The 12300-nt window shown below is 62.8% G+C and carries 8 protein-coding genes; 4 read left to right on the top strand and 4 right to left on the bottom strand.

The annotated features are described in order from the left end of the window. Window position 1: 1 nt before the first annotated feature. The 3 genes from IE097_RS17355 to IE097_RS17345 all read left to right on the top strand — a co-directional run bounded on the left by IE097_RS17355 (window position 2) and on the right by IE097_RS17345 (window position 3405). Complete coding sequence (locus tag IE097_RS17355) at window positions 2-874, top strand: RNA polymerase sigma-70 factor (protein WP_189462164.1); 873 nt, start codon at window positions 2-4, stop codon at window positions 872-874. A gap of 90 nt (window positions 875-964) precedes the next feature. Further along, the gene (locus tag IE097_RS17350) at window positions 965-1411 is read left to right on the top strand and encodes a carboxymuconolactone decarboxylase family protein (protein WP_189462163.1); all 447 of its coding nucleotides are present in this window, start codon (window positions 965-967) and stop codon (window positions 1409-1411) included. Between the two features lie 164 nt (window positions 1412-1575). Next, window positions 1576-3405: a hypothetical protein gene (locus IE097_RS17345; protein ID WP_189462162.1), complete on the top strand. Its 1830-nt coding sequence runs from the start codon at window positions 1576-1578 to the stop codon at window positions 3403-3405. Between the two features lie 71 nt (window positions 3406-3476). Here the strand turns inward: IE097_RS17345 and IE097_RS17340 are convergent, their stop codons facing one another. Together IE097_RS17340 and purL are read right to left on the bottom strand one after the other, a co-directional pair. Then, the gene (locus tag IE097_RS17340; protein ID WP_189462161.1) at window positions 3477-3758 is read right to left on the bottom strand and encodes a GNAT family N-acetyltransferase; all 282 of its coding nucleotides are present in this window, start codon (window positions 3756-3758) and stop codon (window positions 3477-3479) included. Window positions 3759-3856: 98 nt separating this feature from the next. Continuing rightward, complete coding sequence (gene purL / locus IE097_RS17335; protein WP_189462160.1) at window positions 3857-7804, bottom strand: phosphoribosylformylglycinamidine synthase; 3948 nt, start codon at window positions 7802-7804, stop codon at window positions 3857-3859. 225 nt (window positions 7805-8029) lie between these two features. Between purL and IE097_RS17330 the strand changes: the two genes are divergently transcribed. After that, window positions 8030-10534, top strand: coding sequence for a beta-N-acetylhexosaminidase (locus tag IE097_RS17330; RefSeq protein WP_189462159.1), 2505 nt, complete (start codon window positions 8030-8032; stop codon window positions 10532-10534). Window positions 10535-10643: 109 nt separating this feature from the next. On the opposite strand, the gene IE097_RS17325 is transcribed toward IE097_RS17330, so the two are convergent. Both IE097_RS17325 and IE097_RS17320 read right to left on the bottom strand, forming a co-directional pair. Then, window positions 10644-11147: a hypothetical protein gene (locus IE097_RS17325; protein ID WP_189462158.1), complete on the bottom strand. Its 504-nt coding sequence runs from the start codon at window positions 11145-11147 to the stop codon at window positions 10644-10646. Between the two features lie 94 nt (window positions 11148-11241). Beyond that, window positions 11242-12144 (bottom strand): ankyrin repeat domain-containing protein, encoded by a 903-nt coding sequence (locus IE097_RS17320; RefSeq protein ID WP_189462157.1) that lies wholly within the window; start codon window positions 12142-12144, stop codon window positions 11242-11244. Window positions 12145-12300: the final 156 nt, after the last annotated feature.

Raw genomic sequence — 12300 nt, 5'->3', positions numbered from 1 at the left:
GATGAACCAACTTCTCGACGAGTTCCAGCGGCACCGGCCGCGCCTGTTCGGGCTGGCCTACCGGATGCTCGGCGCACGCCATGACGCCGACGACGTCCTGCAGGACGCGTGGTTGCGCTGGCAGGCCGGGCGTCCGGACGAACTGGCGTCGGCCGAGGCCTGGCTGGTCACGCTGGTGACGCGCCTGAGCATCGACCGGTTGCGGCAGGCCAAACTCGAGCGTGCCCGTTATTCCGGCCCGTGGCTGCCCGAACCGGTCGCCAGTTCCGAGCCGATCGAACCGCGCTCGCCGGAAGACATGCTCGAACACTACAACGATGTGTCGATCGCCTTTCTGACCCTGCTCGAACGGCTCGGCCCCGACGAGCGCGCCGCGTTCCTGCTGCGCGAAGTGTTCGACACCGATTACGCCGAGATCGCCGCGATGCTCGACAAGCGCGAGGACAGCTGCCGGCAGCTCGTCAGCCGCGCGCGCCAGCGGATCGAGGCCGACCGGCCGCGTTTTGCCGTCAGCCGCGACGCGCACCGCGCGCTGCTGGCCCGGTTTGCCGCAGCGGCACACAGCGGTGATCTCACCGAATTGGCACCGCTGTTCAGCGCCGATGCGGTGCTGGTCGGCGATGGTGGCGGCAAGGTGTTCTCGGCGTTGCGGCCCTTGCATGGCCCGGACCGGCTGGCGATGCTGTTCCACGCCATTGCCCGGCGCAATGGTGATCGCTGCCGTTTCGTCGAGGCGGAAATCAATGGCGAGCCTTGCCTCGAGCGTTACGTCGACGGTGTGCTCGATACCGTCTACTGCTTCGTTACCGATGGCGCGCAGATCCGCGAGGTCTACGTCCTGCGCAATCCGGACAAGCTGGACGGCCTGCGCTGAATTTTTTCGTGGCACCTGTCACGAACGGGCGGGCCGGGACGTCTTGTCGGTGAAGCGCTCCATTCGGGGCGTCCCAACAGGAGTTGTCCGATGTCCGCCCGTCTCAACTATCGTTCCCTCGCACCCAAAGCCCATCGCGGTTTCGTCGACACCAGCGTCGCGCTGGGCGAGTCGTCGCTCGGCAAGGTGCTGATCGACCTCGTCTACCTGCGCGTGTCGCAACTGAACGGTTGCGCCTATTGCGTCAACCTGCACGGCAACGACCTGCTCAAGGCCGGAGAATCGTTTGCACGCGTCAACAGCGTCGCCGCCTGGCACGAAGCGCCGTTCTATTCCGAACGTGAACGCGCCGCGCTGACCTGGGCGGAATCGGTGACGCTGATCCACGAAACCCGCGCAGGAGACATCGAGTTCGATGCGCTGAAGGCGCTGTTCAGCGAGCAGGAAATTGCCGAGTTGACCTATGCGGTTGCGCTGATGAATGCCTTCAACCGGATGGCGGTGAGCATGCGGATGCCGGTGCCGATGGCGGGTTAACTGACAGGGGGCAGCACACGTCGACCGTGCCGATGAAGTTGGAATGTGCACAAATGCTGTGTTGTGCCAATGCGTTGCCTGTGGTGTCAGTTGTTACGTCTTTCTTTTTTTGAAAGTAAAATGCGATTCGTTTTGACAATTAATTTTCAAAAACTGGTGGGAAGATGCAGCAATTGAAGCGTGGTGTAGTACTGGCACTGGCAGCGGCGGGGCTGTTGTCGGCGTGTGGCGGTGGTGGCGGCGGCGGCGAGAGTGACTCCGGTTTGACACCGACGCCGGCACCGTCGGCCAAGACTCTGAGCGGTACCGCCGCGACTGGCGCGCCGTTTGTGGGGACCGTGACCATCAAGGATGCGAATGGCAAAACCAAGGAAGCCAGTATCGGTACGGATGGCAGCTATAGCGTCGATGTGAGCGATCTTGTTGCGCCCTTTGTTCTTCGTGCACAAGGAAAGACAAGCTCGCTTTACTCGGCAGCGACGCTGAATGATCTGAACAAGGCGGTCAACATCACGCCTTTGACCGATCTCATCATTGCCAATATCGCTGGTGGACCTGCAGAAACACTGTTCAACGGAACTTCAATACAAGCTGTCACGCAGGAGGCGCTTGCTAAACAGGCGGACTTGTTGCGCGGAAGGTTGATTGCTGTCCTCAGGAACCTGGGTTTGCCCGAGAACACCGATTTGCTTCATTCACCGTTCAAGGCCGATCAAACGGGTCTTGACGCGCTGTTGGAAACGCTAAGCGTTCAGATTGACTACTCGTTCTCGGTTGCCAGTATTCGCAATGTGCTGACCGGGGACCAGATTCGGGATGATTTGTTGGACCCAGATGATGCCGACGTCCTGGCCGATCCAGGTGTGGATTTGTCTGCAGTCAAAAGAGACCTGGTTGGTGTGAACGAGCTTTTTGCCGCAATTGGCGCAATGGTCAAATCCATTACGACACAAAGCGGATTGAGCAGTACGGACCTGATTCCAAAAATGGGGGCATTCATTTCGGATGATTACGTCAATGACGGCGAGCTCAAGCCGGATGTTCTATCCTCGACATTGAAAACCGATTCGATTTGGGCACTGAGGAATAAACCGGAACGTCTTGTCAGTGCAGATCCGGTTGGCAAGCGGTATTGCTTCCAATTCCCCAACTGGAATGCAAAAATAAAGCTGGGCAGTACTTGGGATCGGGATCAATTTGCTTCTTGCGTAGGAAAGGATAAGGACGGTAGCTGGAAGTTCGTGGGGAATGGGCGCTTGGTCGATTTCAAGGTGATGACCTATTCCAGCAGCGTCCCGGAAGGGAATCGTATCGAGAACGGCATTGCATTCGGTGTCCGGGAGACCATGCATCGATCCTATTACGTGGTTATCAGCGGGCCGGGTTTGCCTGCCGCCGGCTTGCCGATGACCAATGACATGAACGGCATCAATAATCCGTTCGCAGACGCCAGTTGGTATCATTTTGATATTGCCAACGATAAGCGATCTGTTTACAACACGTCAGCCGGACTGGACTTGACCAAGGTCGAGAAAGGCGCCCGCTATACTGCGACGATTTATGCGCGCCAGGGTGACCCTCAACCAATTGCGGTATACCAGTCGGCATTGAAGGTCAAGCCGCTATCCGATGCAGAAATTGCAGCCGACCCGTCGCGCTTCTTTCCTGTGCTGACGTCCTCGACATCGATGGCAGATCTGCGTCCGCCGGCTCCCTTGGCCCTGACATGGGCGCAGCCGAAATTGACCAAGATTGTGTCTGGATACATCCGGAGCGAGCTCAGCTCGCCAGGGTCAGGCTCGACCATTTCCGGCTTCTCACAAAATCTGAATCGGCCATATTTGCAGGATCCGACCAGTTACCAGTTTGGTTTTGGCGATACTTATGCGCGCTCCTCTGCACAAGTCTGGTTGAACGCCGTGGATCGTGATGGCCGGAATTTCCGCGTCTTCAAGAACCTGGATGGTAGCGCCGTCAAATGGTCCTTGTTTTAGTCGATCGGTGGATTTGCCGGCGTGTGCTTCCGCTGCGAGCCTGACCGGAACAAGGGCAGGGAGAAGGGCGCTCAGAACCGGACATCCGCGTATTCCTCGCCCTTCTTCTTGAACACGCTCGCCGCAAACGGGCACAGCGGCAGGATCTTCATGCCGTTGGCGCGAGCGTGGGCGACGGCGGCGTCGACGAGCTGGTAGCCGATGCCCTGTCCGCCGTAGGCCTGGTCGACGTCGGTGTGGTCGATGATGAGGCGGTCTTCGCCCAGTGGCGAGTAGGTCATTTCGGCGACGATCTTGCCGGCGTCGACGGCAATGAAGCGGTGATTGGTAGGTTCGTGAACGATGTCGGCCATGGCGGGTTTCCGGACTGGGGATCGTTCAGGCTAGCACGCATCGAGGACAACAAAAAACCGGCATGCGTGCCGGTTTTTTGTTGTCCGCGGCTGGCCGGTCAGCCGACCCAGCGACGCGCGTTGCGGAACATCCGCAGCCATGCGCCATCCTCGCCCCAGTTCTCCGGATGCCACGAGTTCTGCACGGTGCGGAACACGCGTTCCGGGTGCGGCATCATGATCGAGAAGCGGCCGTCGGCGGTGGTGACGCCGGCAATGCCTTGCGGGCTGCCGTTCGGGTTCAGCGGGTAGGTCTCGGTGACCTTGCCGCCGTGGTCGACGTAGCGCATCGCGACGATGGCCTGCTTGATGTCGCCCTGCTGGCTGAAGTTGGCAAAGCCTTCGCCGTGGCTGATGACCACCGGAACCTGCGTCCCGGCCATGCCGCCGAAGAACAGCGACGGCGAGTCGGTCAGCTCGGCCATGACGAAGCGGGCTTCGAACTGTTCGCTCTGGTTGCGGGTGAACTTCGGCCATGCCTGCGCACCCGGGACGATGCCCGAGAGGTTGGCCATCATCTGGCAACCGTTGCAGACGCCGAGGCCGAAGGTGTCGGCGCGGTTGAAGAACGCTTCGAACTCGCTGCGGGCGCGATCGTTGAACAGGATGGACTTGGCCCAGCCTTCGCCGGCACCGAGCACGTCGCCGTAGCTGAAGCCGCCGCAGGCCGCGAGGCCGGCGAAGTCGGCCAGCGAGATGCGGCCGGCGATCACGTCGCTCATGTGCACGTCGGTCGCGGCGAAGCCGGCGCGGGTGAACGCTGCGGCCATTTCGACGTGACCGTTGACGCCCTGTTCGCGCAGGACTGCAACGCGCGGCTTGACGCCGGTATTGATGAACGGTGCGGCGACGTTGTCGGACGGATCGAACGACAGCTTGGCGAACAGACCCTTGTCGCCCTTGGCGTCGAGCTGCGCGTATTCCGAGTCGGCGCAGGCCGGGTTGTCGCGCAGGCGCTGGATGCGCCAGCTGATTTCCGACCACGCCTTGTGCAGCGCGACGCGGCCTTCTTCCAGTACCAGACGGTTGCGCTTCTTGATCTTGAGCTTGTCGTCGTGGTTCAGCGTGCCGATCACGTGCAGCTCGCTGCGGATGCCGGCATTGGCGAACGCGGCGATGACCGCGGCGGTGTCGCTGCGCTTCACCTGCAGCACGGCGCCAAGTTCTTCGTTGAACAGCACGCCCATCATCCGGCCGTTTTCGGCGCGGGCGATGTCTTCCGGCGTCAGTTCGTCCTCCTCGCGACCGCGACGACGGCGCTCGATACAGAGCTCGTCGATTTCCAGCGTCACACCGACATGGCCGGCGAACATCATTTCGCTGACTGTCGCGAACAGGCCGCCGTCCGAGCGGTCGTGGTAGGCGAGGATGCGGCCGTCGGCGTTGAGCTTCTGCACGGTGTTGAAGAAGGACTTCAGGTGCGGCACGCTGACGACGTCCGGCGCCCACTGGCCGACCTGCTTGTAGACCTGTGCCAGTGCCGAGCCGCCGAGGCGGCACTTGCCGTCGCCGAGGTCGATCAGGATCAGGTCGGTATCGGCTTCGTTCTTCAGCTGCGGCGTCAGCACGCAGCGCACGTCGGTGACCGGTGCGAAACCGGTGATCACCAGCGACAGCGGCGCAGTGACCTGCTTGGCGACGTCGCCTTCGGACCAGACAGTCTTCATCGACATCGAGTCCTTGCCGACCGGGATCGAGATGCCCAGTTCGCGGCACAGCTCGAGGCCGACGGCCTTGACGGTGTCGTACAGGTTGGCGTCTTCGCCGGGGTGGCCGGCCGGGGCCATCCAGTTGGCCGAGAGCTTGACGTCCGAGAGTTTGGCGATCGGCGCAGCGACGAGGTTGGTCAGCGCTTCGGCGACGGCCATCCGGCCCGAGGCCGGACCGGAGATCAGCGCCAGCGGTGTGCGCTCGCCCATCGCCATCGCTTCGCCCAGATAGGTGTCGTAGCCCATCGCGGTGACCGCGACATCGGCCACCGGCACCTGCCACGGACCGACGAACTGGTCGCGCGCGGTGAAACCGCCGACGGTGCGGTCGCCGATATTGATCAGGAAGGATTTGTCGGCCACCGACGGCAGCTGCAGCACGCGGTAGGCGGCTTCCTTCAGGTCGATGCCCGACGAGTCGAACACCTTCAGTTCCGGCTTGACCCGGGTAACGTCGCGGGTCATTTTCGGCGGCTTGCCGAGCAGCACTTCCATCGGCATGTCGACCGGCTTGTTGCCGAAGTGCGGGTCTTCGACGACCAACTGCTTTTCGTCGGTAACGCGACCGATCACCGCGTACGGGCAACGTTCGCGTTCACAGATGGCTTCGAACGCCAGCAGGTTGGCCGGCGAGATCGCCAGTACATAGCGTTCCTGCGATTCGTTCGACCAGATTTCCTTCGGGCTCATGCCCTTTTCTTCGATGTTGACCTTGCGCAGATCGAACACCGCGCCCTGGCCGGCGTCGTTGACGAGTTCGGGGAAGGCGTTGGAGATGCCGCCCGCACCGACGTCGTGGATCGACAGCACCGGGTTGTGTTCACCTTGCTGCCAGCAGCGGTCGATGACTTCCTGCGCACGGCGCTCGATTTCCGGGTTGCCGCGCTGGACCGAATCGAAGTCGAGGTCGGCGGCGTTGGCGCCGGTCGCCATCGAGCTGGCGGCGCTGCCGCCCATGCCGATCAGCATGCCCGGGCCGCCGAGCTGGATCAGCAGGCTGCCGTCGGGCAGGCCGTGCTTGCCGACGTGCAGTGCGTTGATGTTGCCCATGCCGCCGGCGATCATGATCGGCTTGTGGTAGCCGCGACGCTCGCCGCCGAAGTCTTCCTCGAAGGTGCGGAAGTAGCCGGCGATGTTCGGGCGGCCGAATTCGTTGTTGAACGCGGCACCGCCGATCGGGCCTTCGATCATGATGTCCAGCGCCGACGCGATGCGGTCGGGCTTGCCGTAGGCCGGGTCTTCCCACGGCTGGATTGCGCCGGGCAGGTTCAGGTTGGAGACGGTAAAGCCGGTCAGGCCGGCCTTGGGCTTGGAGCCGCGGCCCGTTGCGCCTTCGTCGCGGATTTCGCCGCCCGAACCGGTCGCGGCGCCCGGGAACGGCGAGATCGCGGTCGGGTGGTTGTGCGTTTCCACCTTCATCAGGATGTGGGTGGTCTCGTCGTGATAGGCGTACTCGGCGCTGCCCGGCTGCGGGTAGAAGCGGCCGATCTTTGCACCTTCGATCACCGACGAGTTGTCCGAGTAGGCGACGACGGTGCCTTCGGGGGCGGCCTTGTGCGTTTCGCGGATCATGCCGAACAGGCTGTACGGCTGTGCTTCGCCGTCGATCACGTAGTTGGCGTTGAAGATCTTGTGACGACAGTGTTCCGAGTTCGCCTGCGCGAACATCGTCAACTCGACATCGGTCGGGTTGCGCTTCAGCCTGGTGAAGTTCTCGACCAGATAGTCGATTTCGTCTTCCGACAGCGCCAGACCGAATTCGACGTTGGCTTTTTCCAGTGCCGGCTTGCCGCCGGCCAGGACGTCGACCGTGGCCAGCGGTTGCGGTTCGAAATGGCGGAACAGTTCGCGACCGGCGTCGAGCGTCTCGAACACCTGTTCGGTCATCCGGTCGTGGATCAGCGGCAGCAGCAGGCTCTTCTCGGCAGCGGACAGCGGCGCGCCGTTCTTGCTGGCGTAGACGGCAATGCCGCGTTCGATGCGCGCGACCTTGCCGAGCCCACAGTGCACGGCGATGTCCGAGGCCTTGCTCGACCAGGGCGAGATCGTACCCAGACGTGGCAGCACCAGCAGCAGCGATCCGACCGCCTTGGCCGGCTCGCACGGTTCGCCGTAGTGCAGGATGCGCGCCAGCGTCGCCTGTTCCTTGTCGTCCAGCGGTGCATCCACTTCCGCGAAGTGCCAGAACTCGGCGTACAGGTCCGCTTGAATGCCGTTGTCGGCCAGCGCGCTGCGCAGTTTGTCGAGCCGGAAGGCGGAGAGCGCGGTGCCACCGCGCAGCTGGAGAACGTCTGCCATGTCGTAAGGTCCGGAAATCATGGGTAAAAATCGGAGGCGCAATTGTACCGAAAATCCGGCTTGCCCGCTTTGCCCTGCGCCGTTCGTCCGGTGGCGTTTTTCTCGGGTTGTTGCATGTCAGGAAAAGCGCAATCCGGGTGCTGTTCCACTTAAGCACTTGCTTCTACACTGTCGCAGTCGGGTGGCACAGACCACCGTCTTACGAATCGGAATGAGGAAGAGAAGATGACCCAGCCCGCAGGCAAGCAACTGGCTTTGCAATGGCAGTGCATCACCAACGGTCACAACGGCGACAACTTCATCGCCGAGCTGACACTGAGCAACCGCTCCGCCGTGCCGCTGGCCGGTCAGGGCTGGGCGATCTATTTCAACACCTGCCGCAAGATCAAGCCCGAGGGCATCGAAGGTGGCGTGCAGATCGAGCAGGTCAACGGCGATCTGTGGCGCATGGTGCCGGCCGCCGGCTTCGGTACACTTGCAGCCGGTGAAAGTCGGCTGATCCGTTACGAGGGCTTGTTCTGGGTCATCCAGGAAACCGACGCACCATTGGGCTTCTATGTCGTTTACGGCGACGGCACACCGCAAGCCCGCGCCGAAGCGATCGGCGACCCGCTCATCCTGCCGTTCGTTTCCGAGGGCCAGCGCCACCGCAACGCCAACGATAAGGTGCCGCTGGTGACACCGGCCACGCGCTTTGCCGACAACGAAAAGCTCGCGCTGCTGGCCGCCGATGCGGTCGGCAAGATCACGCCGACGCCGCTGGAAGCGAGCTTCGGCGGTGGCCAGTTCGTCATCGACGCATCGACCGCCATCGTTCATCCGGATGCGCTGAATGCTGAAGCCGCATTCCTGCAGTCGGCACTGGCCGACGTCGGCGTTGCCGCGCAACGCGCTGCCGCCGGCAAGGGCATCGTGCTGCAGCTTGGTACCGTCAACGTCGCACAGACCGGTGCCGCAGCCGAGGCGTATTCGCTCGAGATCGGCGCCGATGGCGTCGTCATCACCGGCGCATCGGCACACGGCGTATTCAACGGCATCCAGAGCCTGCGCCAGTTGCTGCCGGTCGATGCCTTCGTGAATCCGCTGCCGGCGCTGGCCGTGCCGTTCGGCCGTGTCGTCGATGCGCCGCGCTTCGCCTATCGCGGCCTGCACCTCGACGTGGGCCGCAATTTCTCGTCCAAGCAAAGCGTGCTGCGCCTGCTCGAATGCATGGCGCTGTACAAGCTCAACCAGTTCCATTTCCACCTGACCGACGACGAAGGCTGGCGGCTGGAAATCCCGACGCTGCCGGAGCTGACCGAAATCGGTTCGGGCCGCGGCTTTACCGCGACCGAGACCGACCATCTGGTGCCGTGCTTCGGCTCGGGTGCCGAGGTCGAAGGCTCGAGCGGGTCCGGTTTCTACAGCCGCGCCGAGTTCGTCGAGATCCTGCGCTTCGCCACCGCGCGCCATATCGAAATCGTTCCGGAGTTCGACGTGCCGGGCCATGCGCGTTCGGCGATCAAGGCGATGAACGTCCGCTACGAGCGCCTGAAGGCCGCCGGCCAGCTCGACGCCGCCGAACAGTACCTGCTGACCGACTTTGCCGACGAGTCCAAGTACGAGTCGGTCCAGCTGTGGCACGACAACGTGATCTGCATTGCCCGCGAAGGCGCGTACAACTTCATCGAAGCGGTGATCGCCGACGTCAAGGCGATGTACGCGGAAGCCAATGCCCCGTGGACGACGCTGCATACCGGTGGCGACGAAGTGCCGCACGGCGCCTGGGAAGGCTCGCCGATCTGCCTGGCGTTCATGAAAGAACACGGCATGACGACGATCCAGGAGTTGCAGGACCACTTCCTCGCCCGCTATCGCGACATCCTGAAGAAGCACGGTCTGACTTTCGGCGGCTGGGAAGAGATCGCACTGAAGAAGGAAACCGTCGACGGTGTCGTCCATCACGGCCCGAATCCGAAGTTTGTCGACGCCAACTTCCGCCCGTACATCTGGAACAACATCTGGGGCTGGGGCCAGGAAGACTTTGCCTACCAGCTGGCGAATGCCGGCTACAAGGTCGTACTGTGCAACGTGACCAACCTGTACTTCGACCTGGCGTACGAGAAGGATCCGGTCGAGCCGGGCTATTACTGGGGCGGTTTCATCAATACCCGCAAGGCCTTCGAGTTCTGCCCGCTGGACATCTACACGACGGCGACGCTCAACCTGTTCGGCCACGAACTGGGTGATTCGCTGAAGAACAGTGCGCGCCTGACCGAGCAGGGTGTGAAGAACGTGATCGGCATCCAGGGCGAGCTGTGGGCCGAGAACATCCGCGATGCGGGCCGTCTCGAGTATCTGGCAATGCCGCGACTGGTGGCACTGGCCGAGCGCGCCTGGGCCAAGGATCCGGGCTGGACCTTTGTCGCCGACAAGACCGCCCGCGATGCACGCATGGACGCCGACTGGAACCAGTTTGCCAACAGCCTCGGCCAGCGCGAACTGCCGCGTCTGGATGGTCTGGTCGGTGGCTACGGCTACCGGGTGCCGGTGCCGGGGGCCAAAATCGAAGGTGGCAAGCTGCTTGCCAACGTCGAGGCGCCGGGCTTTGCACTGCGCTACACCACCGACGGCAGCGAACCGACCAACGCGTCGCCGCTGTATGCCGGCCCGGTGGCGGTATCGGGCCCGGTCAAGCTGGCTGCATTCACGACCACCGGTCGTCGCGGTCGCGTCGTCAGCGTTGGCTGACCGGCTTGGCACCAACAAAAAACCCCGCGTCAAGCGGGGTTTTTTGTTGGTCTGACGCACGCAGCGGCGTCGGACCGGTTGGGGGCGTCAGGATCGACCGGTGCCGGAATCAGCTGGCCAGCTCGATCAGATGCAGTTCGATTTCGACGTTTTCGTCGGAGTGGCGGATCTGGGCGAGCACGACCGCGTCGACGAAGTTGGCAAAGCGGCGCAGCAGGATCGAATTCGCCAGCGCCGGCACCATCTCGTTGCGGAAGCCGGAGATGTAGCGCAGTGCGCCGACGCAGTTTTCCTCAAGCTCGTCCTCGTACTCGCCGAGCAGATCCTTGATCGCCTTGCGGATTTCCTTCACTTCCTTGAACAGGTCGCTGGAAATGTCGCACAGGTCGGTAAAGCGCAAGGCGACATCGATGTGGCCGCGGCCGGCAATGCGGCGCGCCAGCGTGCGCGATGCTTCGCACAGGCGGTCGAGATCCTGATCGGTCAGCTGGACGTCGTCGAGCGGGAAGTACTCGTGCACCGCTGCCAGCGCCTGGCGAATGCCGTCGCTGCTACGCAGCGATTCGGGCAGAGCGCTGCTGGCACGTGCGGTGATCTTGTAGATTTGGGCCATTGTTTTCTCCTGTTCCTGGCGGTGCCGGTACTCGCTTTCTTGATGATGACGAGTTGCGGCACAGCAAGGCTACACCATCCGGTGGCGGCGGTGCCTAATGGCGCTCGCGCTGGCGCACCGACTGTGTCAACAGCATCAGTTCGCACAACCGTTGCTGACCGGTCTGTGCCGCGATGGTGTAGGGCGTGCTGCCGTCCTGATGGCGCGCGTCGGGATCGGCACCATGGTCGAGCAGCCGGATGGCGACGTCGGTATGCCGGTTGGCCACGGCCTTGTGCAATGCGGTCCAGCCGTCCGGCGTACTGGTGCCGACGCGGGCGCCGGCGGCGATCAGCCGCTTGACGATGACGAGATGGCCGCGGCTGGCAGCCTGAATCAGCGCGGTAAAGCCGCTCTGGCTTTCGGCGTTGACGTTGGCGCCGCGGTTGACCAGCAGGTCCACGACCGTGTCGTAGCCGTTCAGCGCGGCCCAGTGCAACGGCGTATAGCCGCCACGGTCCGTGGCATGGATGTCGGCACCGTGGGTCAGCAGCCATTCGGCCGAGCTGATGCTGCCGTCGAAGCTTGCGCGCATCAGCGCGGTCCAGCCGTTGTCGTCGGCGCTGTCGACCTTGAGCCCGGCATCCAGATAAAGCTGCAGCGTTTCCGGCTTGCCCTGGCCGACGTGGCGGTGAAAGTCGCCGACGGTGGCACGCAGACCGAGGCGGTCGAGCTGGTCGATCGCGGCCTCGCGGACGTGATCCCAGACGCCGGCTTCGGCGGCAGGGCGGTGCAGGATGTCGTCGTGCGCGTTGCCGAAGCTCATCAGTTCCATGCCGATCTCGGGCGGAAAGCCCTGCCGGTCGGGACGGTCCATGATCATCAGCGATTCCAGATAACCGCTCATCGCATCGGTGCCCCACAGTTCGACGAGGCGGTTGGCGATGCGCGGGAACTGTTCGATCAGCCGGGTCGGCGCGCGATGGGCTTGTCCGTGCTGCTCCAATAGCGTGTGCAAGGGATGAGTCATGGCCAAGGAAGAATCGGACGAATGGCTTATTTAATAGCGGATGGCGGCTTTGCACAAGGCAAGCATGACCATGACTTTTTTCGCTCCGGCGCTGGACAGACGGTAGTCGCTGGCGTATATTCCCGTCTCTCGCAAGGCGCGCCA

It is taken from the genome of Jeongeupia chitinilytica (assembly GCF_014652315.1).
Classification (GTDB): domain Bacteria; phylum Pseudomonadota; class Gammaproteobacteria; order Burkholderiales; family Chitinibacteraceae; genus Jeongeupia; species Jeongeupia chitinilytica.
This window is presented reverse-complemented; position numbering and strand designations above follow the sequence as displayed.

What these genes read in the sequence shown, in the direction of transcription:
- purL (WP_189462160.1), bottom strand. Translation starts at nt 7,804, where the DNA reads ATGGCAGACGTTCTCCAGCTGCGCGGTGGCACCGCGCTCTCCGCCTTC.
- IE097_RS17355 (WP_189462164.1), top strand. Translation starts at nt 2, where the DNA reads ATGAACCAACTTCTCGACGAGTTCCAGCGGCACCGGCCGCGCCTGTTC.
- IE097_RS17330 (WP_189462159.1), top strand. Translation starts at nt 8,030, where the DNA reads ATGACCCAGCCCGCAGGCAAGCAACTGGCTTTGCAATGGCAGTGCATC.
- IE097_RS17350 (WP_189462163.1), top strand. Translation starts at nt 965, where the DNA reads ATGTCCGCCCGTCTCAACTATCGTTCCCTCGCACCCAAAGCCCATCGC.
- IE097_RS17325 (WP_189462158.1), bottom strand. Translation starts at nt 11,147, where the DNA reads ATGGCCCAAATCTACAAGATCACCGCACGTGCCAGCAGCGCTCTGCCC.
- IE097_RS17345 (WP_189462162.1), top strand. Translation starts at nt 1,576, where the DNA reads ATGCAGCAATTGAAGCGTGGTGTAGTACTGGCACTGGCAGCGGCGGGG.
- IE097_RS17340 (WP_189462161.1), bottom strand. Translation starts at nt 3,758, where the DNA reads ATGGCCGACATCGTTCACGAACCTACCAATCACCGCTTCATTGCCGTC.